Consider the following 26,419-nt stretch of genomic DNA (forward strand, 5'->3'; position numbering starts at 1 on the left):
TGAATGATTGTAAGAAAGTTCGATGTTTTCCTTTTTCTTTTTTTATTAAAGTGAAAAAGAGGAAAGCGGTGTCATAAGAGGTTGGTATTTTTAGATGGTGGACAATAACCAACACTATCCATGTAATAAAAGTATATGGCAATCAGTAAGACACCTTACTAATAAGGAGGGATTTGAAATGTCTTTTTCTCAATTCAATATCGATATTTTTCGAGCCATTAATGATTTAGGTAAACAATATTCATTCCTAAACCCGGCCATCGTATTTTTGGCAGAATATATGGTATATATGTTTGCTTTAATTATTTTAGCTTATTGGTTTACTAGGTCCAGAAAAAGTAGAATGATGGTTATTCAAGCGATGGTTGCTTTTGTAATTGCTGAGGTAATCGGGAAAATAGCAGGGAAATTCCATCTAAATTATCAACCATTTGTAGTATTGCCTCATGTTAATAAACTTGTCGACCATGCTGTAGATAATTCATTTCCTAGTGATCATACAATTCTCTTTTTTTCGATTTGTTTTTCGTTTTGGCTTGTTCGTAAAAAAACTGGATGGTTATGGCTTATACTTGCATTTTGTGTAGCGATCTCACGGATTTGGGTAGGGGTTCATTATCCTTTTGATGTTGCAGTAGGGGCTTTAATAGGATGTATTTCAGCGGTATTTTCGCATTGGTTAGTACCGAAATTATCTTTTATTAGGCAATTACTTACTCAATATGAAAGAGTAGAGAAACATGTTTTACCATCCAAAAACAAATCAAAAGGATTGTGAGTATAGACCTTTATCACCCTCATTACTATTCTCCACAAGTTGAATGTTAAATGCACTTATTTACATCCATGAAGACGAAAAGGAATAGGTAGTACGTCTAGGTAATAAAACAGTTTATTACCTACTATTTAGATAACAATGAAGGCCATATCGCAAAACATTTAGTTAGCACCGAAGTGTATTTTTATCGTTTTTGAGGTAACTTATTTTCTTCAGTTGATAGACATGTGGCGTGATCCCAGTATATAAATTTGGAACGATGTTAATTTTCCATATAGGATACCGTCATATTGATATAAAGGCGTTATCCTTTCCTATGATTTCTCAGAAAGAATAACGCCTTTTTCTTTTTAGGGGAGATTTTGTCTTATTACCTTGATAGTGATGTGGTTCTCCCCCGTATAAAGGTTACAAAAATCTTTCGAATTGATCTAACTTGCACAATGCTTCCCGTTAATATAATACGCTGATTCTGTGAAAACCGTAAATACAACCTCAACTTCTGAAAGTCCAAAATTCATTACATATGTAGTAATGGCCTTGGCAAATCGATCACGAATTTCCTGTCCACGCTCGAACCATTTCACTTCAATAAGAGGAAACGCTTCTATTTCTTCTCCATTAAATACAAACGTAGAACTTGGTAGTTCCAACGTAAAATTATCCGTACCACACTCACAAATCTCTGCGAGCTCTTCTACTAATGGCTTGCTTATGTGTTTTAATTGTTCAGTAGTAATTCCACGAAACACAACATGCGGCATGTGAACCCCTCCGTTAGATAGCTTTTTATTTGTTCACATCATAGCACAATTTATTTTGCTGCACTAGAATCTATTGATACATTTCAATGACATTCTTCAGAATGGGGTCCCGTCCCGAAAAGGCGGATTGAATTTTGAAATGAGTCATAGGAGACATTCAAAAGCCTTATTCCACGTTATATTAGCCTTGTCTCAATAGGCTTTCCTCTATTGGAACGAACTAAAAAACATTGATACAAAAGACTTTTTATCTTTAACTTTGTAAAAGCGCAAAATCCTGACGCTATCCGATCACTATCAAGCTAAATTTTTTAGTACCTTCAGAACGAAATTTTGTGTTAACTTGTAACAAAAAGTGCATTTTTTTGTTTTGGGGTAATTCTGAATTCTTAAGTTGATGGATATGCGACGGTACCCTTATAAGGGCTAGTTTGTATCTTATGTGGTGAATTTTACAAATAGCGAAAAAGAGTCCTATATAAATGGGACTCTTTTTCTTCAAGTATTAACTTACTGGATATGCATTAGAACCTAGATAACGTTCTTTTATAATTTGTAGATGATGAAGCTCATGCCCAGCTATGATGTATGCTAATGCACGAACTGTAACTTCAGATTTGTTCGCATATCCTTTTTGTAACCAAGTGTCTTTATCTAAGCTTTTCAGTAAATGCAAGGTAGATTGGCGAACAACTATTAAATTCTCAAGAAGATCTTGCATAGATTGCTTATCAAAAGTAGCTTTGAGAACATACATATCATCGTTATAGCCTGGAAGTTCTGCTGTCTCGCCTCGAGCAATAGATAACAAGCGATACGCCATAACACGTTCTGTATCCGCAATATGGCCGATTACTTCTTTTATACTCCATTTAGTAGGAGCATATCGAAAAAGTCCCTCACTATCAGAAATCTCTTTTAATAAAAGATTCGTTTCCTCTATTTGTTGTGCTAAAATTTGTATGATATTTCCGTCTGATACTAAGTTAACATACGTTGCATAATAGGAGTTATATTCACTTGCCTTTGGTCTAATTTGCATACGAATCATCCTTTACATTTAATCTTTAAGTATAGCTTATCACAAAATAGTTTTTAATTAATCTGAAAGTTCTAAAGTAAAATAAAAAACCCATCTACTACTTTAGTCGAAATCGTGTACTTTCACATCATTTAACAAACAGAAAAAGGGTTTTTGATTTAACTCTTAGAATATTGTTCTATTACAAGTAATTGGATATTAATTACTTTTTTGATTACTTTTGATTATAACTAGGAAATATAGAAAGGTTGTGAAGTTATTTAATGGGTTATAAAGCTATGCTGTTTGATTTAGATGATACGTTACTTAATAGGGATAAGGCAGTAGATAATCTGTTTTTATTACTTTTGGAAAAGTGTTATGAGGATGTTAGTGATACAATCAAAAACAATATGCTACAGAAATTCAAAGAATTTGATAAAAGAGAATATGGCATGAGTGATAAAACGATAGTATTAGAATCATTGTTTGATGAATTCCCGCCGAAGTATAGATTGCCACGCAATTATATCCAAGATTTTTGGAATGAAAACTTCCCAAAATGTTTTTCAATAGACCAGAATACTATCCATTTCTTAAATCATATAAAGAAGCACCTTGAAGTTGGAATTATAACAAATGGCTCAACGCAGAGGCAAAAGGCTAAAATAATTAACACAAATTTAAACAATTACTTTGATACGATCATTATTTCTGAAGAAGTGGGATTTAGTAAACCGGATAAACGTATATTCGAGTTAGCATTAAATAAGCTAAATGTACAGCCAGAAAATACTTTATTTGTTGGGGATGACTTAGAAAAGGATATTGCTGGTCCTCAAAATGCAAATATAAAAGGTGTGTGGTTTAACCCTCAGAAAATCAAGAATACTACCAAAATACAACCATATGCCGAGATTAACACTTTGGATAGCTTGTTAAGTTATGTTACGCCACAATATTTTTCTAACAAGTAAAATTAATTTCATTGACCGTATTAGTAATAAAAAATAGAGGCGATTTTAATAGCTGCGGCTAATTTAATCTATGATTCATACGAAGTTTTGTAAAACAATTTTACTTATACTGTGTAAATTATAAAGGGGTGAGACTATGGAAATAAAGAAAGTAGTAATCGATGGAATCAATATTGCGGTCATTAGAAATGATAAGGTATTAATATCCGATGTTCAATCTGCATTAGATACTATGGCAACTGTTCAATATGAGGTAGATGCGAAGCATATTATTATCCATAAATCTTTAATAAGTGAAGATTTCTTTGATCTAAAAACACGTCTTGCGGGCGATATTCTTCAAAAGTTTATAAACTACAAGGTGAAATTTGCTATTGTTGGAAATTTCTCTATGTATACTAGTAAAAGCTTAAAGGATTTTATTTATGAATGTAATAAAGGTAAAGATATTTTTTACTTAGCAACTGAACAACAAGCAATTGAAAAACTAAGTACATTAAAGTAATAAGTATATCCTGCTAAATCCCCCGATTTCACTTAGTTCATGATTATATACGATATAGAAGAACTGACGTTTGTGATAAACTAAGAACTGAATAAAGGGGGAGTTTTTTTTGAACAATTTTAATGATGCGATACAAAACTTAAACAACATAATTTACAAACCTAACAATTTACTGATTGCGAATGTAAAAGAAGAAAAGCAAAACACAGAATATGCAGGATATTTATTTCACTTAAATAACAAAACCATTCGTTTTAGAAAATCCAAAATTACTCCTAATAAAATTGGTCAATTTGTTTCTTTTTGGGAGAAAGATGACAATATGCAGAATCGAGCGTTTTCTTATGACGCTGCTCCTGACTTATTAGTTATCACTTGTATAGATGATAACAAACTAGGACAATTTATCTTCCCTAAAGAGATTCTTCTTAAGGAAAAAATCTTGAGAACACAAAATCAAAAAGGCAAGATGGCTATGAGGATTTATCCGATCTGGAATACCCCTGTTAGCAACCAAGCTAAAAAGAGCCAAATGTGGCAGCTTCAGTATTTTGTTGATTTAAGCGATCATAATAATTTACCTATAGACAAACTATTACATTTGTATTCGTAGCTTCTTATCTTAAGTAATCTTGTTAGTTAGACTTTTTGTACCGGTACAGTTAAACGAAATGTACATTGTTTTAGTACCCCATCGAATTTACAATCAGCATATACTATTTTAACTTATATATTTTAAGGGGTGCTAACTATGACAAGTCTACAACATAAGCTGTTTACAAGATTGAATCTTGCAAATCGTACTGAGGTAAAGTTTGAAGAATTAAATACAATTCTCTTTGCATTTGCACACACTATACCATTTGAGAATTTAGATGTTATAGTAAATAACACAAATACAATTACTATGGAAAATTTACAGAATAAAATTTTAAGTACATCCCGCGGCGGACTTTGTTATGAATTAAATACGCTTTTGTACTACTTTTTAAAAGATTGTGGTTATGATGTACAACTCGCATTAGGTACCGTATATAAAAATGATATAAACGCATGGGCACTTGAGAATGGACATATAACGATTATTCTAAATTATGATAACGTACGATACGTAATTGATGTAGGTATTGCTTCATTAGTACCTCTAGTCCCTGTACCTTTTAATGGTGAGGCTGTTTCTTCTAAAAATGGTACGTATCGAGTGAGACGAAAAGATACGAGTAAAGGGAATTACGTTCTAGAAAGAAAAGATACGAACGGTGAGTGGAAAGTATGTCATGCTTTTTATAATCGTATCATTGATGAGGCAGTAGTGAATGATGTTCAAAAAAGAGTAATAGAAGATGAGAAATCTATTTTCAATAAAGGACCAATTGCAGCCAAATTAACGGAATCTGGTCATGTCTCTTTAACCAATACTAGTTTCACTGAAATAGTTCATGGTGAAAAAACGAAACGTGAAATTACAGAAGAGCAATATAGAGAGCTTTTATATACTTTATTTGCTATTGAGTTATGATAACGCGAATAGCTAGCCGGTTCTGAATAAGAACCGGCTATTTTATTAATTTAATTTAAAACAACTATTAAAGTTTGATTTTCTTAATAGATATAATACACTAGAACAGTATGAAAAAGTATAAACAATGAATTTTGAATGTAAAGGAAGATCTTCATGTCAATTATCGATAAATTGAAACTTAATAAGTATACGAATATGGTTGTTATTAATGAACCAAGTGATTACGAAGTTTTTACAGGAAAAGAAACTGTATTTTCAAAAGAACACGATGCCATTTTTATTTTTGTAGAAACACTGGATGAAATGGTGAAACAAACGAATTATATTATTAGTAATAAAGAATTATTAATTGAAAAAGGATACATATTCTTCGCATATCCGAAAAAGGGTAATTCTCGCTACAGTACGTTTATTCACCGTGATGAGATGTTTCCAGCATTAAACGTTGGAGAAGATGGATATGTGGGAGAAAGCGATATTAAATTTGCGCGAATGGTAAGTATGGATGACATCTTTACTGTTGTAGGTTTAAAGCGTGAGAAGAAAAAAGCGACAAAAACGCCTGCAATGAGCCAATGTGTAGCTGATTATGCAGATCGAATTCAAGATGTTGAAGCTTTATTAGCTAATCACCCAAATGAACTTAAGTTTTATCAAAGTTTAACACCTGGATACAAAAAAGATTGGGCACGTAATCTGTTTTCTGTCAAACAAGAAAAAACACGTGAAAAACGTTTTGAAAAGATGATTGAGGTTCTATCACAAGGCTATAAAACAATTGATTTATTCCGCAAAAAGAAAAAATAAGATTAGGAAAGTCACAATGATGCAACAATTAATTGCGATGAGTACATTGAAAAAAGTATTTCTTCCATTATACTAAGGGATGTTCTTATATTTATATAATTAGTAAAAGAGAAAAGGTGTTTGAAATGAAATCGTATATTGTAGTTGGAGCTGGAATTTTAGGAGCGTCTACTGCTTATCATCTTGCTAAGGCTGGCGTGAACGTTACTATCGTGGATCGTCAACAAGTAGGTCAAGCAACAGATGCAGCAGCAGGTATTGTCTGTCCATGGCTTTCACAACGTCGTAATAAAGCATGGTATAAAATCGTTAAAGGCGGTGCACGTTACTATTCTTCGTTAATTCAGCAATTAGAAGAAGACGGTGAAACGGATACAGGTTATAACCGTGTAGGTGCAATTAGTTTACATACTGATGAGAAAAAACTAAATCAAATGGAAGAGCGAGCTTATAAGCGCCGTGAAGATGCACCAGAGATTGGTGAAATTACTCGTTTATCAGCTGAAGAAACGAAAAAATTATTCCCAGCATTATCAGAAGAATATAGTTCTGTTCATGTTAGTGGTGCTGCACGAGTAAATGGAAGGTTATTACGTAATGCATTAATAAGTGCTGCGAAAAAACATGGTGCAACTTTTATAAAAGGCAATGCAGTATTAGTCCGTGAAGGTAGTCAAATTACGGGAGTTAAAGTAAAAGATGAAACAATTTTAGCAGAGAAGGTTATTGTAACGGCAGGTGCATGGGCGAACGAAATCTTAAGCCCTTTAGGAATTAATTTCTTAGTTACGTTCCAAAAAGGACAAATTGTTCACTTGCAAATGGAAAATACAGCAACAGAAAATATGCCAGTTGTTATGCCGCCAAATGATCAATACATTTTAACATTTGACAATGGCCATGTCGTAATTGGTGCAACACATGAGAATGATACTGGTTTCGATCACCGTGTAACGGCTGGTGGTTTACATGAAGTATTCCATAAAGCATTAACAGTTGCACCTGGCTTAGAAGATGCTACTATGCTTGAGACGAGAGTTGGATTTAGACCGTTTACTCCAGGATTCTTACCTGTTATCGGACCACTTCCTAACTTCGACGGTATTCTCGTTGCGAACGGATTAGGAGCTTCAGGTTTAACTGCTGGTCCATATTTAGGATCAGAACTTGCTAAGTTAGCGCTGGGACAACCAATTGATTTAGATTTAAATGATTATGACGTTGCTGGCGCAATTGAATAACATCGGGTATGAAAAAATACACTAAGCAAATTCGATAGGAAATAAGTAGTTTTTTCTCCGTTAAGAGTAAGACTGTTTATGAAAAATGAAATTCTTTAAAAATAAAGAGCCGACACCATAAACTTGCATTATTAATGTAGAATTATGATGTCGGCTCTTTATTCATATGTGTTTAAAGCTTATTTTCGAGAGGAGGTTAAGCAATGAGAGCACCATATCAAGTATTAATATTTCCTTATATAAAAATTGATAACTCTATTCAATATGCGATTTTCAACCGAAGTGATTATGGTTATTGGCAAGGAATAGCTGGTGGTGGGGAAGATGGTGAAATTCCTATTGAATCAGCAAAACGGGAAGCATTTGAAGAAGCTGGTATTTCAAGAGAATGTCCATATATACAATTAGATTCTGTGTCTTCACTACCAGTAGAGGATGTAGTTGGAGGATTCCTTTGGGGAGATGAGGTTTATGTAATAAAAGAATTTTCTTTTGGAGTTAAAGTACCTACCAAAAACATCTCATTATCTGAAGAACACTTACATTATAAATGGTTATGCTTTGAGGAGGCAGTAAAGTTTTTGAAATGGGATAGCAACAAAACAGCATTGTGGGAATTAAACAAAAGACTATTAAAATAGTAAAAGTATTAGCAAAGACGTTAGTGGAACAAGAATTGAACAATTAAAAAACTTACTATTCTTCATATGTAGCAAGTTTTTTTCTATACAGTTACCCCTGGAAAAATAAAAATAGTTAGAAATATTTTTTTATTGTATGGTTTTTGGCTCTGAATAGTGGAATACATATTAAGTATTCAACAGTTCAAATAAAACGAGTCATCTTTTTATTTGAAGAAGAAAGATGACTAGTTTTATGCTAAAATTCGCTTAGTGTATATTTTCGTTAAAATGTGGGCAGGCCCACTTTTAGCAAAACCGGAGTGGAAATGATGAGTATAAATTGTTTTGTGGGATTGATAAAGAATGAATTATTAAAAGAGATAAGCATAAGAAGCGAGGATGAATCCGAACCTGTAGTAGTTAAAGATATTCCTAGACTTTGGAAGTGTTTAGGGAAAGGTAATTATGCCGCAGTATTCATGCACAAAGAATACAAAGATTGGGTAGTAAAAGTTTACGCGCGAGAAGGAGAAGGTATTGAAAAAGAGTCAGAAGTATACCGCAGAATCGGAAATCATCCTTCTTATTCAAAGCTTATTTATAAAGGAGAAAATTTCATAGTATTGAAACGGTTAAAAGAAATTACCTTATACGATGCTGTTCATAAAGGGATTAAAATCCCTAAGCAGGTGATCCTTGATATCAATCAAGCTTTAGAGTATGCAAGAGAACAAGGATTAACCCCCTGCGATGTTCACGGGAAAAATGTGATGATGGAAAAAGGAAGGGGATATGTAGTCGATGTATATGATTTCTTAAAAACAAAAGAAGATAGTAAGTGGAAAGATTTAGAAAAGGCATATTTTACATTTTATTTGCCTTTCATTTATAAATTGCCTTTCCCTGTTAAAATACCGTATTTTATGTTAAACATTGTTAGACGTTCGTATAGAAAATATAAGAAACTTAAAAAGAAATTCGAATTGTAATACTTATAAGTGGACCACTAGTAAACAAAAGGACCGTACATTTTAGATATGTCTAATATGTACGGTCCTAATCTTTTTTATGTATACATATTTTTGCTAGTTATATCACTATCAATTCCAAAACGAGATATTTTGAATAAATGAAACTGTTAAAATAAATGTTGATGCGCAACCAGCAGTTAATAACATTATTATTTTTCGTCCATTCTGTTCTTTTGAAGGTTTTATCAGTTCTGTAATCAACACAATCCAAATTATTATAGATACTATCGAGATAATATTTATGGACATATGTAACACCTTCCTTTTTGTTTTCACATAAACATTTCTTATTTTGTAAAATGAAAGCAATTTAACTAGAAAATATGTACAGTATTACAAATCAGGTTTCTCCTGTTAAACCACCTTTTTTAAATAGAAATACGACTAATAAAACGATAATAACTGCCTTTAAACTGCCCCAATATGGATAAATAACATGATCTGTTAGATGAGCATGTTGAAAAATGTTCTCTAATCCATAAATTCCAATAATGACTGCTAAAAGAAAAGCGGCTTTTCCAATAGCTGTATTACAATAGAGGGTAAATAAATATAGTGCAACTATAAGTGGTAAGATGATTTGTAGCAATAGTGTCATAAGGTAGCCCCCTAATTTATCTATAATTATATTATATACAAAATTGTAATAAAAAGGAATGCGACTTATTTGATACTAATAAGATTACTCTAAACATATTCTTCTATTAAAAAGAATATAAAGGGGTGTAAAGTTAATTGACAAAAGTTAAAGTTCGTTTACGACCCATTGTTCATAACATAAATTTACCCACTGTAATAAAAACAGCAATTCTTCCAGGTGAATCGGCTGAAAAGCTATTTATCGCAACGCAATTAGGAGAGGTTTTTCACATAGGAGATGGCGTCATAAAAACATTTTTAAATATTCGTCAACGAATTATAAATTTAGGTACATCTGAAGAAGGCGTTTCTAGTAGTGGTTATGATGAACGAGGATTGCTTGGACTAGCATTTCATCCACAATTTTATCAAAACGGTTTATTTTATCTTCATTATTCTGTCGCTGGAACCCAAGGGCCAGGTGCACTTTCTGAACAATTTAAACCGAATCCTTGTGACCCAAAAACGTTAAACTTAAAGTGGACAAATAGAGATACGCAATATGATCATATCGATACAATCGAAGAATGGATTTTACAATCAAACGGTCAACCTCAAAAACGTAGAACATTACTTAATATAAAACGCCCATTTTTTAATCATAATGGGGTAAATACTTTAAACTTTTCTCCAGAGACGGGGAAACTTGTTTTTACAAATGGAGATGGTGGCTCGGGTTATGATCCGTTCAATTTAAGCCAAAATGATTTAGAAATAGCAGGTAAAATTATTGAAATCGATGTAAGTAAAAATACATTCATAAATAATCCTCCAGTCGTTACACGCTTTAATGAACTTCCTCTATCTATACAAGAAACACTTACAGTAATTGCGAAAGGTATTCGTAATATAACCGGTATTTCATTCCAAAGGTTTTATAATCAGTATATTAAATATGTAGGTAATGTCGGACAGGATATTGTAGAGTCTATTTTTTCATTTGTTCAATATAAACCAATACCGGTTACCGAACTTGTTCAAATACATGTAATGAGACTCACTTCAAATCAAGATGGATTTATTAATTTTGGTTGGAGAGGATGGGAAGGAGAATTGCCTACTTCTTTTATAAAACACTGTTCTGAAAATCCTACTTTGGATGAGAGAACAATGGTTTATTATAATGAAACAATAGAAACATCAACGAAGCGAATTCAGCCACTCATTAGTTATTTTCATAAAGACCCGAGACCAGATAAGTTTGGCGGGACTTCTCTAACAGGAGTTCAGCCATATATGGGAACTGCAATCCCGAATTTAAATGGTAGCGTTGTGTTTACCGACCTTGCTAGAAAAGAAGAGTCTCGGCCGCCAGTTAAAGGTGTATTAGCATATACTAAAGCAGGTACAGATGGTAAACATACTGGTTTTCATGTTATTGAAACTGATTATGATTTTGGTACGCAAGCAGCTTATTATATGAGTTTAGGAACAAATTTGGATCAAACTAGGTTATATTTAGGAGTTTACGGTTCTATGAAAGTAACTGATTTTAACAAAGGTACCATTTTTGAAATTATCCCTTAATACGATATACACTCGTAGTTTAATCATACAAGGAATTCCCTTTGTTTTAAAACGTACAAGTTCTCCCCCTAAAAGCCTTTTATTGTATAGTAACTCATAACAAGTAGAAAGCAGCTCATAAACCACTAGCGTATGAATAAGATAGAAAGTGATGAATGAGATATCTTTAGGGGGTATTTTGATGAATCGATTTGTACGTTATTGGTGTCAACTTATGATAGAGAATAATGGGGACTTTGTTCATAAAAGAAAATTATCCCTAGCAAATAAAGTAGTCATTACCGCTTTAATGAGTGCTTTGGCCACCATGTTTCAAGCAGCAGGTAACTTAATTCCTGGTATAGGGTTATTTATTAGCCCTTTTGCGACGTTACCAATTTTTTTGGCTATTTGCTACTCTATTCGTGAGGGAGTACTTTCTTATCTCCTTACTATCCTCCTATTATTTATTATTGAGCCAAGTGAACTAATTGTTTTTCCATTTACTACAGGCTTATTAGGTATAGCCTTAGGGCTTTCCTTTATACAATTCAAGAGGAGAATTTGGGTAATTTCCTTTTCTGCGATTTGTCTACTTATAGGAATTACGATTGTTCTAGATATTTTTCGCTTTCCTGTGCTTGGTCCTACTATTCATACAACTATGGATATAAAAATTATTTTATCAATATTTATACTGAGCTTTCTATACTGCTGGATCTATGCAGGGCTTTGTAGAATATTGTTGAATAGGTTATATAAAGTATTGTTTTAACAATTGCATAGAATGGAGATTTAAAACATGTATAACGTTGAAATTAGGAGACCGAATTCGGATGATTTAGAGGAACTTCACTCATTTTTTCGTATAGTTATTACGAATACCTTTAAAGACGAAGGTTTATCACAATTATCGGATGACATAGAAAATGAAATTAACACGAAAAAGCAATATTTAAAAACAGATTTTGATAGTAATGGAGAAAAACGTTACTTTTTATTAGCAATAGATACAAATAACGATAAAATCATTGGTACAATCGAAGTTGGTCCAGCAAGTACATTAATTAATAGTTGTACAGGCGGTGTACTTAAGGATTTGTATGAAATAGGAACTGTTTTTATACTGCCGGAGTATCAAAAAAAGGGTATCGGGAGTTTACTACTAAATGCAATATTTCTTACGTTACTTAGCAAAGGTATAACAGAGTACTGTTTAGATAGTGGATACAAAAAAGCGCAAAGTATATGGACGAAGAAGTTTGGAGAGCCTAGTTATGTACTGAAGGATTATTGGGGAGAATCAAGTGATCATATGATTTGGAAGAAGAGTTTACATGATGCCCCTATAATATTTAAATTATAAAATGAAAAATGCCTCTGAACGTAGCTTTTCTTACATATGTATGCTATTATTTACCTTTATAATAAAAGAGGACGTGAATGAACTTGATTAAAATTAGTATCCCTGAAGTTGATGTTACAATTACTGAACGTAAACAAGTTATTAGAGGAGACGAGCCAAGAATTACGCCAATCAATGGTTTTATCGATTTCCACTTGTTCCCACGAGATAAAGGCGGCATTTTTATGTTTTACAATATTAATGACGAACTTCTTTTCGTAGGTAAAGCTCGTAAAATTAGACAACGTATTAAGAAGCATTTCGAAGATAACGTTTCGCCAATTAAAAATCACCGTGACGAAGTATACCGCATTGATGCATGTATCGTAGAAGATCCAACAGAAAGAGAAATTTACGAAACATATATCATTAATGAATACAAAGCAAAATATAACGTTGATAAAGTATTCTATAAATAAGTAATAAAAAACAATCCTAGTACATATACTGGGATTGTTCTTTATTTAGAATTATTCCTCATATTTGCCTCCTTTTTTTAAATGATTAGCAGCAATAAAACAAACTACACCTATACATATAAGTACAATTCCAATTGTTTTATGTTTTCCAAAAAAGAAAGGAATATCAGAAATAACATTTGTCATACATAACCCTACAAACACGAGGATAGGTCCTACCCACAGTAATACATTGCCGAATTTCGTATGTTTCCGCATAGTAAGCCTCCTCATCCCTTTTTACATATATATCCATTAATTAAAAGGAAATTCATAGAGAAATATAGTTTTTTTCATATCGAAAATTTAACCTTCATATATTGGTACAAGCAAACAAGAAAGGGGACCATCATGAATTGGTTAGAAGCTTTTATATTAGGGATCATACAAGGTTTAACAGAGTTTTTACCGATAAGTAGTACAGGTCATCTTTATTTAGGAAGGCATTTGTTTCAATTAGATGAAGCAGGATTGTTTTTAGATACGATGCTGCACATTGGGACTTTACTTGCTGTGTTTATTTATTACAAAAAAGAATTTATATATTTAATTAAAAATCCATTTTCAAAACTAATGCTACTACTTATTGTCGGGACGATACCCGCAGTTGTAATCGGATTGTTATTTAAAGACTTTTTTGAGGATATTTCAAAAACAGGTATTACGATTGGTTGGGAGTTTTTAGTGACAGGATTCTTTCTCTACATGGCGGATAAACAAAAGAATGGCCGTAAAAAAATGGTCAACATTACATATAAAGATGCATTTATCATTGGTTCATTTCAAGCGGCTGCTATTTTTCCGGCAATTTCTCGTTCTGGAATGACAATCGTCGCTGCATTATGGAGAAAGTTAGACCGCGAAACTGCTGCTTACTTTTCTTTTTTATTATCAACACCAGCCATTGTCGGAGCTATTATTTTGCAATTTGCAGATGTTTTTCAAGGGAAAGCAGAATCTATTTCTAGTACATCTTTAATTGTCGGAACTTTATCAGCAGCATTTTTTGGTTACATAGCTGTTTCATGGATGATTCAATACTTAAAACGTCACTCTTTAAAAGTATTTGCGTATTACGTATGGGGATTAGGTATTTTAATTATAACGTTGCAATATACTCATGTGTTTTAATTATAATAGTAAAGAAATTAATTAGTTTAAGATCCTGTTTCATTCATAAAAGACAGGATCTCTTTTTATTAAGGAGGAAAATATGTTTAATAAAGCTATCGTTATTGGCGGAAGTATCGCAGGAAAGCTCGCAGCAAAAGCATTATCAACTGCTTTTAAAGAAGTAATCATTATAGAAGCCGGTGAAAGATGGGATGGAAAGTCTTCGAGAAAAAGAGTCCCACAAAGTAATCATCCTCATGTGTTATTAAAAGGTGGAGAAAACGCCATTGAGGAATTGTTTCCTAATATTACGAATGAATTAATAGAAGCAGGTAGTGTCGTACATAACTTTACTCGTGATTTAAAATGGCATCAATTTGGTTTATGGAAACAGCCGTTCATAGGGGAAGTACATATGATTCAACAAAGTCGTCCTTTGCTAGAATGGCATATTCAAAAACGAATACATCAAATTTCAAATATCACTAGTAAATTTAAAACACTAGTGGAAGGGTTAATAGTAGACAGAAAAGCTAACAAAGTATGTGGTGTAAAAGTGAAATGTTTAGAGACAGACACACAAGAAGAAATACATGCAGATATTGTTGTTGATGCAAGTGGATTCGGTTCAAAAAGTATAGCATGGTTACGCGAATGTAATATCGAAGTGCAGGAAGAGAAAGCACGTATTGATTTATTTTACACAACTAGAATGTTTAAACTTAAAGAAAATGAGAAATTAGATTACTGTAATACGCTAATGTCTCCAAGTTTCCCTGACAATCCGTATGGCGTTCTTATTCAAACGATTGAGGATAATCGTTATTTTGTTACTTTCAGTGGATATGCAAATAAAAAAGCACCACAAACAGATGAAGAATTTTATAATTTTGCTGAAAACCTATCAATCTCTAATGTTACTGATTTTCTAAATAAAGCTGAAGCCATTTCACATACCAAAACGTACAAAATTCCATATCAAGTACGTAGGCGATTTGATTTAGTGGATAATCTACCCGAAAGATTGTTAGTAGTTGGAGATGCACACTGTCGTTTTGATCCTGTTTTCGGTCAAGGTGTTTCCGTTGCTGCTATGGAAGCTCACCAGTTGCAATTACTTCTGCAAGGTAGAAAACAACTTGATAAAACATTTACACAACAATTTTATAAAAAGGCAGCTACTATAATAGAAACCCCTTGGGATATGACAACAACGGAAATATCGCGTCACCCGGAGCTACAGACAGCATTAACTACAAAACAAAAATTTCAGCTATGGTATACAAAACAAATATATCGACTATCCGCAAGTAATTCTGATGTTTATATTCGGTTAGTACGAGTGATGAATTTAATTCGTAGTCCATTTCACCTATTTCATCCAAAAGTACTACTTGCTGTGTTACTAAAACAAAAGAAATAGCAGGAAAGTAGTTGATTAAAAACGAATATATAGCAGTTAGTAGATATAGGAGGGGTAATCGAGATGAAAATATACATAGAACAATTAAAGAAACACGATGCTAAGGATTTATTTACGTTTGAACTTACGAATAAGTCTTTTTTTGAAACAATGGTACCTAATCGTGGCTCGCAATATTTTGATTTTGAATATTTCCAAAAACTACTAGATAATTTATTAATAGAACAGGCGGATGGAGAATCTTATTTTTATTTAATTCGTAACGAAGAAAATGAAATTGTAGGGAGAATAAATTTAGTAGATATAGATTCGGAGACTCGAATCAGTTCGTTAGGTTATCGGGTCGGAGAAAAATTTACTAAAAAAGGAGTTGCAACTGCAGCCGTAAAATTAATTTTAGACGTAGCAAAAAATAATGAAATTAATGAGGTTCATGCTAAAACAACTTCTAATAATCTTGCATCACAAATTGTACTAGAAAAAAGCGGGTTTTCTTCTTATCAAAACGAAGCAGATACAACATCTGTACAATTGAATGGGGAACAGGTGAATTTTGTACATTATATTTGGAGAAATACTTCGCGCTTATAAGAAGGGGGATTTATTCATGAATGATTTACGTTATCCAATTGGACAATTTACATACAAACGTCCTATAACGGAAGAAATGATAGATACATGGATTCAAGAAATTGAAGATTTACCTAATGAACTAACGAAGGCTATCAAAGATTTAGATCAGAAGCAGTTAGACACACCGTACCGCGTTGGTGGATGGACAGTTCGTCAAGTAGTCCATCACGTTGTTGACAGCCATATGAATAGCTACATACGTTTTAAATTAGCACTAACAGAAAAGAATCCAACGATTAAACCATATAAAGAAGAGAAGTGGGCAGAATTACCTGATTCTAAATTACCAGTAGATGTTTCACTAGTAATGTTAGAGTCATTACATAAAAGATGGGTTAACCTTTTATATTCTTTAGAACTTGAAGATCTAGAAAAGACATTTAACCATCCAGATACTGGTGAAACAAAACTTGCTGCTGCAATTGGACTATATGCATGGCACGGACGTCATCATACAGCTCATATAACTTCATTAAGAAAGCGACTAAATTGGTAACATGGAGATGCATTTAGAGAAAGCGAAAGAAACCGACGCAGAAGTTATATTTCAGATGCAAATAGACTCATTTAGCCCTTTATTACATAAATATAAAGACTACGAAACAAACCCAGCAAATGAATCTATTGAAAAAACGATTTTGAGGATAAATAATCCCAGCAGTAACTATTATAAAATGATAATAGATTCTAACCTTGTTGGAGCGATATGTATATCCCAAAAAGAACTACCTTATAAATTTTGGATTAGTCCAATGTTTATTCATCCAGTCTATCAAGGGAAAGGAATTGCTCAGCAGGTACTTATTTTAATTGAAGAGATGTTTCCAGAAGCACAAAGTTTTGAACTTGCTACGATTTTAGAAGAAGAAAGAAATTGTTTTCTATACGAAAAGATGGGGTATAAAAGAACAGAAGTAATAAAGAAATTAAATGATAAAACTACACTTATTTATTACAAAAAAGAAAGGTAAAGCATTTAAAATACGCTTTACCTTTTTCTGTTATTTTAGATTAAATATACAAAACTGATGAATATTCTTCCAAAATAATCGGGTTAGTAATTTCAGAAATGAATAAACATACAGAAAGACGTTATTTTGTCGTATATGTTACTAACGCTTTTTGAATGCTTAAAACACTATCGTCACCTTTAAATTCTTTCGTAATTGGGGCGCTCAAACTAGATACCCAAATTTTAAGTTCAGCATCCAAATCAAAATGCCCAGCTGTTTCAATGCTAAATTGTGTAATACTTTTATAAGGGATAGAATGGTATTCTGTTTTTTTACCTGATATTCCTTGTTTATCTACTAAAATAAGACGACGATTTGTAAATACGATTAAATCACGAATTAATTTATAAGCATGTTCAACTTTCTCATCGTCTAACATAATCTTCTCTAAATCACGTTCTACACTTTCTGTACTCGCATTTGATGCATTTCCTAAAATACCGCTAAATAAACCCATAGGAAATTCCTCCTCCATTATTTGTGGAATGTGTTACTTATATTGTACCATGCAACTCGGTGTGAAGTTATGATATTACATTAGTAGTTTCTGGCTATTGTTGTAATCCTTTTATATAACCTCATCTTAATATCTTATGCTAATATAAAAGTAAGAAAAAAGAAGCAGAGGGATATAGCATGAAAAATATCGGTTTAGTATTAGAAGGCGGAGGAATGAAAGGTTTATATACGGCAGGCGTACTCGAATATTTTATGGAAAAGAACTTATTTTTTCCTTACGTAGTCGGCGTATCCGCTGGAGCTTGTATGGGAGCAACTTATTTATCACGGCAAAAAGGGAGAAATAAAAAAGTAAATACAGAGCTAGTTGCAGATCATAGGTATATATCTTATCGAAATTTAATTCGAAAACGCGAATTATTCGGAATGGACTTTTTATTTGATGAAGTACCTAATAAAATTGTCCCATTTGATTTTCAAACTTTCTTAAACTCAAATGAACAGTTTGTTATAGGGACGACTGATTGCGAATCGGGACAAGCTATTTATTATAATAAAGCAGAACACGGAAATGACATTTTAAAAATCATTCGTGCATCTAGCTCAGTGCCGTTTATAGCGCCTGCTGTAGAATATGATAATCGCAAATTACTAGATGGAGGGATTATAGATCCTATACCGGTGTTAAAAGCGCAAACTGATGGTTATGAAAAGAACGTTGTAATTATGACAAAACCAGAAGGATATGAGAAGCAACGTAATAAATTTTCAGGCCTAGCTAAAATTTTATATAGGAAATATCCGAATATCGCACAATCTTTAGTAGAACATTATCGTTTTTATAATGAGACGATATCTTATATGCATCAAATAAAACAAAAAGACAACTTTTATATTATTCAGCCTAGCGTACAGCTTCCAATAAGCGGAATAGAAAGAAGTAAAGAAAAGCTCGTTAATTTATATAATCTTGGTTATACAGATGCTCAATATCATTATGAAAAATTATTAAGTTGGATAGAGAAGTAAAGGGGTGGAAAGTTGAAGTTAGGAAAACAAATTATTTTTAAGGAATTGCAGAAAATGCATAGTCCACTTTATAAACCGTTTCCGAATTGTGACATTCGAAAAATACGAAAAGATTTTAATACTATGTTTACAGAAGATGATTGTATAAGCGCTGATTTAAATTATTATTGGATGCATACAGCAGGTACTTTAAGTTACGTGCTTAATAATAATGAACAGGAGATTGTGTTTAATCAAATAAAATGGCTAAGGAAATCGTTTTTTGAATGGTTTCCACAATATTGTTTTCTAGAAACAGAGATTATGAAGTATCCCATTTTATATAGAGATTTCATGAATTATGAAAAGACCCGTAAGCTATTACTTTATTATCTTACTGAATAAAAATTAAAACGTACAAGTGATGCTGCTTGTACGTTTTTTGTTCATAAAATATACAATATTTACAACTTATCCATGTAGGTATTTTAACGAGAAAAAAGAAGTACATATAGAATAGGTGTGAGGGAGGAGAGAGAGGTTTGTTAGCTGTTTCCCTTTAAATTCATGTCCACTCAAATACTTCGAGTAAAATTCGCTTCTAAATGGTATTATCAAATATCAAGAAAACTAATTTAGAAACAAGGAAGGGACAGGTTTAATATGGAAAACGTATCAAATGTAGATAAAGTAGAATCAATTAAATCTTTACAGTCAACAATCCGTAAACTAGAAAATGCCTTATCACAGATGACTCAAAAAGGCTCAAACACTACTTTAGTGAAAAAAAGACTCAAAGCAGCTAGTATCGGCTTAGCTATGTTAGAAAGTATTTGGAATCAAGAAACCCATCATTACACGCAAGAGGATTTAGCAGACGCTCGAAATGTTCTAATTGGTTTGCTTCCATCAATTGAAAAGATTTATGTTAAGTCAAAGCTTGGGAGTCCTCAAAGAACACTTTTAGAAAGAAGAATAAAATCATTAGAACTTTCTATTCAGGCAATTGATTATTTTTCTAATAAATAACTTCGCTAAACAAATAACTTACGACTACTTTTATATAGGGATTCTAATGAAAAAACTACATATAGAATACTACAAAGGAGAAAGAGAGGTGACTACAATAATCAGTCCTAAGTTAGAGAAGCTTAAAAATCAATTAAAGAATGGAAACGAAAAAGCTCTTTATACTTTTTTGCATGAAATAAAGTCAAATCACACGCCACTAATAGAACAATGCCCTGCAGATAATCAGTATAAGCTTATAACGTATATATGGTTAGGGGATCGAAAAACTGAAAATGTTTATATATTCGGTAGTTTTCCTGGTTGGGATCTGTCTGTAAATCAACTACAACGGTTGTTACAGACAGATATTTGGTATGTAACGTTTAGGACGGATAAGAGTTTTATTTCAACTTATTATTTTACAGTAAATGATTTTTTCGAAAATGATTGGATAAAGCGTAGTGAACAGTACCAACTAGATCAATTCAATGAAAATATATTTGGAGAAGGTGCCAATAAAGCGTCTATGTTAAAAATAGGTATGGAAGTGCAGTATAGCAGTCGTTTTCCTTCAAATGATTATCCATCCGGAAAGATTGAAACATATTCTTTTTATAGTTCGATTTTAAATAACACACGTAAAATTTATATTTATACGCCTCATGATTATTCTCGCACTTCACATCTTCAAGAACTTCTCATTGTATTTGATGGGAATTCATTCATTAATGACCTTTCAATCACAAAAACACTTAATTATTTAATTTACGAAAAAGAAATCCCATCTTGTATCGCTGTTGCTATAGATCCTGTCGATCGATTAGTAGAGCTAACTTACAATGATAGAATGAATGCATTTTTAACAGAGGAATTACTTCCGTGGATTCAGGCGAAGTATCGTGTGCATCAAGAAGTAAAACATATAACAATTGCCGGTTTCAGTCTTGGTGGCCTAGCAGCTTGTTATGCAGCGCTTCAAAATCCACACATTTTCGGGAACGTGTTGTCTATGTCTGGATCTGTACATTGGAAAAAGAATGGATATGAAAATCAAATTCCTTGGATTGAAAATCAAATTTCATCTATAGATTCAAATGCGACACAGCCTCAATTTTATTTAGCAGCAGGCGAACTTGAAAACAAACCTCTTTTAACGGCTAATAGACGCCTATATAAAGCTTTAAAAGAAAAAGAATACCAAATTACTTGTGAAGAGTTTCAAGGCGGCCATGACGGTGTTTGGTGGCGAGAAAAGTTATTTGATGGGTTGAAAGCATTGAAACGTACAAAAACGCTACTATAAAATATAAAGAGGAGAGATTCTATGAATCAAGAAGAACTAGATAAAAAACTAAAAAAGCAAGAGATTTTAGTAAAAGATGAGAAAGTTTGGTCCTATACGTATGAGGATCATATTAGTTCTATCGTGAAGGAAGCAGAAAAGAAAGGGTCTTTTGATAATATGCCTGGTAAAGGCAAGCCTCTTAATTTAGATAACGACCTTTCGTACAATCCTGAAAAGCAACTTTATAGAACGTTAAAGAATAATCATGTTTTACCTAGGTGGATTGAGCTTTCAAAGGAAATTGATAATTTAAAAGAAAAGCTAAAAGAAAATACAAATACTGCAGAAGCAGCGGATTTAATTCGAACTATTAATAAAAAGGTATTAGAACATAATCTACTTTGTCCACCAAGTGCGCAAAAAACAAGGGTGAAAACGGACTTTTAACAATTTTCAAAGAATCCATCTCTTGCTATATAATTAAGTAAGGCATTTTCAATTCATTATGAAAGGGAGGCAAATGTAATGAAGAATACGTATCAACTTCAAATTCCGAAAGAACTAGAGCAGTATCGTACTATTTTAGAAGAAAGTGTAAAACCGTTTGTTAAAGTGTCTGGAATATTGGCTGAGACAACTCTTTTTGAGAGTAAGTTTGGTGGTTATCCGTATTTACCTATAGATCAAGAGCATCCTAGAGATTCAAATGGACAACCTATGATGTTACTTGCGCAGTTAAACTTTGAAGAAATGCCACATGTTGAACATATGCCTCAAGAGGGAATGTTACAGTTTTTCGTAAGTGCAGATGATGAGCTTTATGGAGCAGATTTTGATTATCCAACAATCCAAAAAGACTTTCGAATTATTTATCATTCTACAATTATAAAAGATTTAAATAAGGTTATTACTGATTTTAGTTATTTAAACACTTTAGAATTAGAGGATTTTATCATACCTGAAGCAGCGAAATTACAATTTGAATTAGATTATCAACCCATAACATCTAGAGATTATCGATTTGAAAAGATGTTTAGTGAGGATATTGATTGGGAAGAAATTGTTGATGAAGAAAATAATACAGAATTAGGCGAACTGTATGATGATTTATGTAAAGATTTCGGACATAAAATTGGTGGTTATCCATTTTTCACACAGACAGATCCAAGAGAATGGGAAGAAAAATACCAGCAACATGACATGTTATTGCTGCAAATCGATACAGATGATTCATTAAATATTATGTGGGGAGATTCTGGTGTTGCTAATTTCTTTATTAAAAAAGAAGATTTGTTAAATCTAGATTTTTCCAATGTTATTTACAACTGGGATTGCTACTAAAAAGATATAAATGAAATACTAGCAAGCTAAAAAATCTTCCTGAAGGTGAGGAAGATTTTTTTATGTTAAAAATAAACGTTATGTTAACTAGACTGTAAGATAATACGAATAATAAAAGTCAAGCGTAAATAACAGAAATAACAAGAAATAATATAAAGTTGTAAAACATGTGTAAATAGCAATAAATTTATAAAGTAAAACATAAAATAAAATTATTAATTTATGTTTTGTTTAGAAATGATTTTTCTGTATAAAAATTTCTCGCTGATCAAAAATGATTTTAATTCGTTTAATCTGAATCGATTATTGATTCAGAGTTGCTGCGATTGATTGTATAGCAAAATAAACGGTAAAAACTGTAGAAATCCGTTTAGATAAGATTTTATGTAAATCTCACTAAAAATCTCCGTTTCGTCTCATTAAGTATAGTTTACTTGGATTTTGATACCTGATATTGCTTTGTTTCTATAACTGCCTATAATATATATTATGTCAACTAGTAAAAAGTAATAAACTTATTATATGTTAGTTTCGTGTTTTACACTCCCCTTTTCTTTATTGATTATAGTGATTAGTTCATTATTTTTGAATTGGTGTGATTTGATAGCTGTGGAATTTGAAATTTATTTTCTTGTCTATAATGTAAATTAACAAAATTAAAAACAACTTGTTTAGAATTAATAATTAAACAAGTTGTTTTTAGATTGACCAAACTATATTTATAATTAGTTTGCTATAGCAATTACTTTGATTTCGATTAATACTTCATCGTGAATTTAAATTTTTTAATTGAACTTGCTCGCGTATTATTCGATTATCATTACAATTATTCTTTTTCTTGAAAAATATTGTATTTACGCTTTAAATACAAACCTTTATCTTTATAAATCCACCGTGAAAATTTATTAACATTATTTTTACCACTTAGATATATACGATATTGTTTTTCTTTGTCAACAAAACTCAATCGGAATTTATTATCCTCAAGGATACCTTTAAAAGAATTCATAAAATTATATGATCCTCCAACAAAGCTAACGAAATATTTATGGGAGTTCACATGACCGTCCCCATCAAAATACCCACGAACAAAATGATGTAAATGTTCTTCTGGCACGTATGGAAATTCGATGTTAAAAGATTTACATGGATTAATTCCGTGTATGTTCATAAGGTCGTCTTTTATTGTTTTGCTATTAATATTTAGCATATATACGCCTGTTTTTTTATTTTGATACAGTGGCTGGCTGGTGTTTAGTTCTTGTTTTATATCTTCTAAAATGTAACTTTCTTTTTGAGATATACTCACACATTGATTTTCTTTTTGTATGACACCATCTGCTGCTATAAATCCTAATATATAAGCCATATTATTTGACCACGTTTTAAAATAATCTTCTGTTATGTCATACTTTCTCTTCCAGCTCCCTATAGCGCGCCTTGGCACGTTGCTGTCTGATAGAACCATACGAATATACCTTGCAGATACGTTAGCAAGCATAGCGATTTCTGAGGTACCCTTCCCTTCCGCATACAGATGAATGATTTCAGGTTTTGATAGTTTACATTTTGATTTCTTTTTTCTCTCTATTTGCACTTACATCCTCTCCTTCCCTTTAATAATTAGAGACATATTTTCTTCTATAACATATAACGAAACATATGTTCTTTGTTGCTTATAAGAAGAACTTTACTAAATTAAAACAATTTACATTTACTTCATATTCCTTTTATCTGCTGCTGTAGGATTTACATTTTATATACACAAATAATGAATTTGACAAATTTATGAAATGTACTGTATTTAAGGTGAAAGGTAAAATGATTTCGTTTAAACTGCAGATAGCTACAATAACAACATACGTATATTGTTAAACGTAAAAAGGAGAACGAATGAAAAAGAAATTTATAAATCAAATTCATACTGATGTAAGTTTTAAACCGAAAGATATTATAGGTTTAATGACTGATTACTTAAAAACGAAGACAAAGCTGCGTCCTATAAAGAATTTACCGATTGTTTTATCAAATAAAGATAATGAATCTTTAGAGAGTTTGACATGGTTTGGTCATTCTGCTTCTCTTTTAAAAATAGCAGGTAAAAAATTGTTATTAGACCCGATGTTTGGAGATGCTTCTTCCCCATTTCCTCTGTTTAATAGTAAACGTTATAGCGGTACCTTTTCTTTAGAACGTGAAGACCTTCAAGAAATTGATGCGATTATCATTTCTCATAATCACTATGATCATTTAAATTATAAAAGTATTATGCAGTTAAAAGATCGCGCAAAACACTTTTATGTTCCAACTGGAGTTGCACAATATCTTATTAAATGGGGTGTTTCACCTAGTAAAATTAGTGAGCATAATTGGTGGGACGAAATTACGTTTGATAATATTAAGTTAGTATGTGCTCCTGCAAGGCATTTCTCTGGACGAAGTATGACAGATAGAGATTGTTCGTTATGGTGTTCATGGCTTATTCTTGGTCAAGAGACTAAAATTTTCTTTAGTGGTGATAGCGGTTATTCCCCTCACTTTAAGGAGATTGGTGATAAATATGGTCCATTCGATCTTACATTGATGGAATGCGGACAATATGATCCGAGGTGGTCTGCGATTCATATGTTGCCTGAAGAAACTGTACAAGCTCATATTGATGTACAAGGAGAATTACTTCTTCCGATTCATTGGGGTGCTTTTACATTAGCATTACATGAATGGAGTGACCCGGTAGAGCGTGTTACGAAAGAAGCTAACCGTTTAGGAGTTAAAATTACAACACCTCAAATTGGCGAATCTATTACGTTAAAATCTGCAAACTATCCTTCAACAGCTTGGTGGAGAGAAATTTGATTATAAATAGAAAAAGAGCGAACTCTCTTATAAGAAATTCGCTCTTTTTCTATTTATAAACTTATCTCACTATATTTGATTTCCCGCTATCTAAAATTCTATTTGCTGGTACACTGGACATTTCAATCACTGTATTCATACTCTTATCAGTTAGTTCAACGAGTTCGTTTGCATGATTGATTTTCTGTAAATCCCACACCATTCCATGGAACTCGTTATGCTGTCCACTTACCTTTGCAATACTTTTCGTTTTATTTGTAGGTTGTATTTGAAGGTTTGTAAATAGGTTACCACTAATTTCATTTAGCGTTGTTACATTACTATCCATATAAATCATATTTACACAATCTTCGAGAGAGAAGTTCATAAAACGGTTGGCATTTATCCATGCATGTCCAGATTGTGGTTTCTTTGCTACTAATTTCACCCCAGTTTCCATTCCTACAACTTTTATATTTTCAAAATTAATAAATGAAATTTCATTTTCCTTCCCACCAGAATACAAAGAAATGCCGGTACCTTTATTCGTTTCTGTCCAATTGATAATATTTATATCTTTTATTTTTGTTTTGTGCCAAGTGTTATAATACTTATTTTTTCCGTCTAAATATATAACTTCAGAATTAAATGTAGGATCATCTATAGCTATATAAGCTCCTTCAATAGAAGCGTTTTTTTCTAATTCTAGAACTCTAAAATTACCTTCAACAACAAATTGTGTTCCATAACCAAATAATAACTTTACACCCTGTTTCACTACGATTGGTGACGTGATTTTATACTTCTTATCATCAAGCAATACTGTTTTAATTTTACTAGATTCTGCTTTATTAATAGCAGATTGTATTTTGTTTGAATCATTTTTACCTTTAAAGTCTTCTACATACACCTTATCATTTTTAGCTAAACCTTCTTTTTTGTTGTATTGATAAAAAGCAATAGTAATTAGAACGATACCTATAAGTAAAGTACTTATTTTCTTCATCACACTCATCCTCAT

General features: G+C 32.1%; 33 protein-coding genes. 25 read left to right on the forward strand and 8 right to left on the reverse strand.

What is annotated here, in order from left to right:
* Window positions 1-178: 178 nt before the first annotated feature.
* Window positions 179-778: an undecaprenyl-diphosphatase gene (locus tag ACTFSI_RS13465; RefSeq protein WP_138321913.1), complete on the forward strand. Its 600-nt coding sequence runs from the start codon at window positions 179-181 to the stop codon at window positions 776-778.
* Between the two features lie 431 nt (window positions 779-1,209).
* On the opposite strand, the gene ACTFSI_RS13470 is transcribed toward ACTFSI_RS13465, so the two are convergent.
* Both ACTFSI_RS13470 and ACTFSI_RS13475 read right to left on the reverse strand, forming a co-directional pair.
* Complete coding sequence (locus tag ACTFSI_RS13470; RefSeq protein WP_138321914.1) at window positions 1,210-1,542, reverse strand: DUF1904 family protein; 333 nt, start codon at window positions 1,540-1,542, stop codon at window positions 1,210-1,212.
* A 505-nt stretch (window positions 1,543-2,047) separates the two neighbouring features.
* Window positions 2,048-2,584, reverse strand: a complete 537-nt coding sequence (locus ACTFSI_RS13475; RefSeq protein WP_001167119.1) for a DinB family protein — start codon at window positions 2,582-2,584, stop codon at window positions 2,048-2,050.
* A 263-nt stretch (window positions 2,585-2,847) separates the two neighbouring features.
* Here ACTFSI_RS13475 and ACTFSI_RS13480 point away from each other — a divergent pair, with 263 nt between their 5' ends.
* The 8 genes from ACTFSI_RS13480 to ACTFSI_RS13515 all read left to right on the forward strand — a co-directional run bounded on the left by ACTFSI_RS13480 (window position 2,848) and on the right by ACTFSI_RS13515 (window position 9,227).
* Window positions 2,848-3,540 (forward strand): HAD family hydrolase, encoded by a 693-nt coding sequence (locus tag ACTFSI_RS13480; protein ID WP_138321915.1) that lies wholly within the window; start codon window positions 2,848-2,850, stop codon window positions 3,538-3,540.
* 136 nt (window positions 3,541-3,676) lie between these two features.
* Window positions 3,677-4,045, forward strand: coding sequence for a DUF4180 domain-containing protein (locus ACTFSI_RS13485; protein WP_438884257.1), 369 nt, complete (start codon window positions 3,677-3,679; stop codon window positions 4,043-4,045).
* A gap of 109 nt (window positions 4,046-4,154) precedes the next feature.
* On the forward strand, window positions 4,155-4,658 hold the full coding sequence (locus tag ACTFSI_RS13490; RefSeq protein ID WP_070806174.1) for a MepB family protein: 504 nt from the start codon (window positions 4,155-4,157) through the stop codon (window positions 4,656-4,658).
* 138 nt (window positions 4,659-4,796) lie between these two features.
* Window positions 4,797-5,564 (forward strand): arylamine N-acetyltransferase family protein, encoded by a 768-nt coding sequence (locus ACTFSI_RS13495; protein WP_138321916.1) that lies wholly within the window; start codon window positions 4,797-4,799, stop codon window positions 5,562-5,564.
* 156 nt (window positions 5,565-5,720) lie between these two features.
* On the forward strand, window positions 5,721-6,374 hold the full coding sequence (locus ACTFSI_RS13500) for a YdeI/OmpD-associated family protein (protein WP_000022240.1): 654 nt from the start codon (window positions 5,721-5,723) through the stop codon (window positions 6,372-6,374).
* A gap of 125 nt (window positions 6,375-6,499) precedes the next feature.
* Entirely contained in the window at window positions 6,500-7,615 is a 1,116-nt protein-coding gene (locus ACTFSI_RS13505; RefSeq protein ID WP_000844373.1) for an NAD(P)/FAD-dependent oxidoreductase, read from the forward strand.
* A gap of 203 nt (window positions 7,616-7,818) precedes the next feature.
* Window positions 7,819-8,256 carry an NUDIX hydrolase gene (locus tag ACTFSI_RS13510; protein ID WP_044792231.1) on the forward strand — a complete coding sequence of 146 codons (438 nt, stop codon included), beginning with the start codon at window positions 7,819-7,821 and terminating at the stop codon, window positions 8,254-8,256.
* Window positions 8,257-8,564: 308 nt separating this feature from the next.
* Entirely contained in the window at window positions 8,565-9,227 is a 663-nt protein-coding gene (locus ACTFSI_RS13515; RefSeq protein ID WP_440045428.1) for a serine/threonine protein kinase, read from the forward strand.
* Window positions 9,228-9,338: 111 nt separating this feature from the next.
* Here the strand turns inward: ACTFSI_RS13515 and ACTFSI_RS13520 are convergent, their stop codons facing one another.
* Together ACTFSI_RS13520 and ACTFSI_RS13525 are read right to left on the reverse strand one after the other, a co-directional pair.
* The gene (locus ACTFSI_RS13520) at window positions 9,339-9,518 is read right to left on the reverse strand and encodes a hypothetical protein (protein ID WP_000026319.1); all 180 of its coding nucleotides are present in this window, start codon (window positions 9,516-9,518) and stop codon (window positions 9,339-9,341) included.
* A gap of 91 nt (window positions 9,519-9,609) precedes the next feature.
* Window positions 9,610-9,867 (reverse strand): hypothetical protein, encoded by a 258-nt coding sequence (locus ACTFSI_RS13525; protein ID WP_044792233.1) that lies wholly within the window; start codon window positions 9,865-9,867, stop codon window positions 9,610-9,612.
* Window positions 9,868-10,004: 137 nt separating this feature from the next.
* On the opposite strand from ACTFSI_RS13525, the gene ACTFSI_RS13530 reads away from it, so the two are divergent.
* From ACTFSI_RS13530 to ACTFSI_RS13545, 4 genes are all read left to right on the forward strand, one after another.
* The gene (locus tag ACTFSI_RS13530; RefSeq protein WP_440045429.1) at window positions 10,005-11,435 is read left to right on the forward strand and encodes a PQQ-dependent sugar dehydrogenase; all 1,431 of its coding nucleotides are present in this window, start codon (window positions 10,005-10,007) and stop codon (window positions 11,433-11,435) included.
* A gap of 181 nt (window positions 11,436-11,616) precedes the next feature.
* Window positions 11,617-12,189 (forward strand): hypothetical protein, encoded by a 573-nt coding sequence (locus tag ACTFSI_RS13535; RefSeq protein WP_001079215.1) that lies wholly within the window; start codon window positions 11,617-11,619, stop codon window positions 12,187-12,189.
* Between the two features lie 27 nt (window positions 12,190-12,216).
* Window positions 12,217-12,780 (forward strand): GNAT family N-acetyltransferase, encoded by a 564-nt coding sequence (locus tag ACTFSI_RS13540; protein ID WP_000282935.1) that lies wholly within the window; start codon window positions 12,217-12,219, stop codon window positions 12,778-12,780.
* 77 nt (window positions 12,781-12,857) lie between these two features.
* Window positions 12,858-13,238 carry a nucleotide excision repair endonuclease gene (locus ACTFSI_RS13545; RefSeq protein ID WP_001048949.1) on the forward strand — a complete coding sequence of 127 codons (381 nt, stop codon included), beginning with the start codon at window positions 12,858-12,860 and terminating at the stop codon, window positions 13,236-13,238.
* 51 nt (window positions 13,239-13,289) lie between these two features.
* Here the strand turns inward: ACTFSI_RS13545 and ACTFSI_RS13550 are convergent, their stop codons facing one another.
* Window positions 13,290-13,496 carry a hypothetical protein gene (locus ACTFSI_RS13550; RefSeq protein WP_070806171.1) on the reverse strand — a complete coding sequence of 69 codons (207 nt, stop codon included), beginning with the start codon at window positions 13,494-13,496 and terminating at the stop codon, window positions 13,290-13,292.
* Window positions 13,497-13,628: 132 nt separating this feature from the next.
* Here ACTFSI_RS13550 and ACTFSI_RS13555 point away from each other — a divergent pair, with 132 nt between their 5' ends.
* The 5 genes from ACTFSI_RS13555 to ACTFSI_RS13575 all read left to right on the forward strand — a co-directional run bounded on the left by ACTFSI_RS13555 (window position 13,629) and on the right by ACTFSI_RS13575 (window position 17,417).
* A complete protein-coding gene (locus ACTFSI_RS13555) occupies window positions 13,629-14,408 on the forward strand; it encodes an undecaprenyl-diphosphate phosphatase (RefSeq protein WP_070806170.1) in 780 nt (259 codons plus the stop codon).
* 82 nt (window positions 14,409-14,490) lie between these two features.
* Window positions 14,491-15,813: an FAD-dependent oxidoreductase gene (locus ACTFSI_RS13560; RefSeq protein WP_070806169.1), complete on the forward strand. Its 1,323-nt coding sequence runs from the start codon at window positions 14,491-14,493 to the stop codon at window positions 15,811-15,813.
* Between the two features lie 63 nt (window positions 15,814-15,876).
* On the forward strand, window positions 15,877-16,404 hold the full coding sequence (locus tag ACTFSI_RS13565) for a GNAT family N-acetyltransferase (protein ID WP_000708334.1): 528 nt from the start codon (window positions 15,877-15,879) through the stop codon (window positions 16,402-16,404).
* A 16-nt stretch (window positions 16,405-16,420) separates the two neighbouring features.
* On the forward strand, window positions 16,421-16,942 hold the full coding sequence (locus tag ACTFSI_RS13570) for a YfiT family bacillithiol transferase (protein WP_000999075.1): 522 nt from the start codon (window positions 16,421-16,423) through the stop codon (window positions 16,940-16,942).
* Between the two features lies 1 nt (window position 16,943).
* Window positions 16,944-17,417: a GNAT family N-acetyltransferase gene (locus tag ACTFSI_RS13575; protein WP_197225414.1), complete on the forward strand. Its 474-nt coding sequence runs from the start codon at window positions 16,944-16,946 to the stop codon at window positions 17,415-17,417.
* A gap of 121 nt (window positions 17,418-17,538) precedes the next feature.
* Here the strand turns inward: ACTFSI_RS13575 and ACTFSI_RS13580 are convergent, their stop codons facing one another.
* Window positions 17,539-17,916 (reverse strand): PH domain-containing protein, encoded by a 378-nt coding sequence (locus ACTFSI_RS13580; protein WP_000522462.1) that lies wholly within the window; start codon window positions 17,914-17,916, stop codon window positions 17,539-17,541.
* Between the two features lie 179 nt (window positions 17,917-18,095).
* On the opposite strand from ACTFSI_RS13580, the gene ACTFSI_RS13585 reads away from it, so the two are divergent.
* The 6 genes from ACTFSI_RS13585 (at window position 18,096) to ACTFSI_RS13610 (ending at window position 22,563) form a co-directional block, all read left to right on the forward strand.
* Complete coding sequence (locus tag ACTFSI_RS13585; RefSeq protein ID WP_070806167.1) at window positions 18,096-18,947, forward strand: patatin-like phospholipase family protein; 852 nt, start codon at window positions 18,096-18,098, stop codon at window positions 18,945-18,947.
* Window positions 18,948-18,959: 12 nt separating this feature from the next.
* On the forward strand, window positions 18,960-19,331 hold the full coding sequence (locus ACTFSI_RS13590; protein WP_138321918.1) for a YxiJ-like family protein: 372 nt from the start codon (window positions 18,960-18,962) through the stop codon (window positions 19,329-19,331).
* Window positions 19,332-19,589: 258 nt separating this feature from the next.
* Window positions 19,590-19,955, forward strand: a complete 366-nt coding sequence (locus tag ACTFSI_RS13595; RefSeq protein ID WP_000432682.1) for a hypothetical protein — start codon at window positions 19,590-19,592, stop codon at window positions 19,953-19,955.
* Between the two features lie 88 nt (window positions 19,956-20,043).
* Window positions 20,044-21,240, forward strand: a complete 1,197-nt coding sequence (locus tag ACTFSI_RS13600) for an alpha/beta hydrolase-fold protein (protein WP_320411907.1) — start codon at window positions 20,044-20,046, stop codon at window positions 21,238-21,240.
* Window positions 21,241-21,261: 21 nt separating this feature from the next.
* Window positions 21,262-21,669: a J-domain-containing protein gene (locus ACTFSI_RS13605; RefSeq protein WP_001070920.1), complete on the forward strand. Its 408-nt coding sequence runs from the start codon at window positions 21,262-21,264 to the stop codon at window positions 21,667-21,669.
* 78 nt (window positions 21,670-21,747) lie between these two features.
* Entirely contained in the window at window positions 21,748-22,563 is an 816-nt protein-coding gene (locus ACTFSI_RS13610) for a YwqG family protein (RefSeq protein WP_138321920.1), read from the forward strand.
* Between the two features lie 826 nt (window positions 22,564-23,389).
* On the opposite strand, the gene ACTFSI_RS13615 is transcribed toward ACTFSI_RS13610, so the two are convergent.
* Complete coding sequence (locus ACTFSI_RS13615; RefSeq protein WP_138321921.1) at window positions 23,390-24,160, reverse strand: LAGLIDADG family homing endonuclease; 771 nt, start codon at window positions 24,158-24,160, stop codon at window positions 23,390-23,392.
* Window positions 24,161-24,456: 296 nt separating this feature from the next.
* Here ACTFSI_RS13615 and ACTFSI_RS13620 point away from each other — a divergent pair, with 296 nt between their 5' ends.
* Entirely contained in the window at window positions 24,457-25,419 is a 963-nt protein-coding gene (locus ACTFSI_RS13620) for an MBL fold metallo-hydrolase (RefSeq protein ID WP_138321922.1), read from the forward strand.
* A 61-nt stretch (window positions 25,420-25,480) separates the two neighbouring features.
* On the opposite strand, the gene ACTFSI_RS13625 is transcribed toward ACTFSI_RS13620, so the two are convergent.
* Window positions 25,481-26,419: a hypothetical protein gene (locus ACTFSI_RS13625; RefSeq protein WP_440045430.1), complete on the reverse strand. Its 939-nt coding sequence runs from the start codon at window positions 26,417-26,419 to the stop codon at window positions 25,481-25,483.

Origin of the sequence: Bacillus cereus group sp. MYBK101-2 (assembly GCF_051918845.1) — a bacterium.
Taxonomy (GTDB): Bacteria; Bacillota; Bacilli; order Bacillales; family Bacillaceae_G; genus Bacillus_A; species Bacillus_A paranthracis.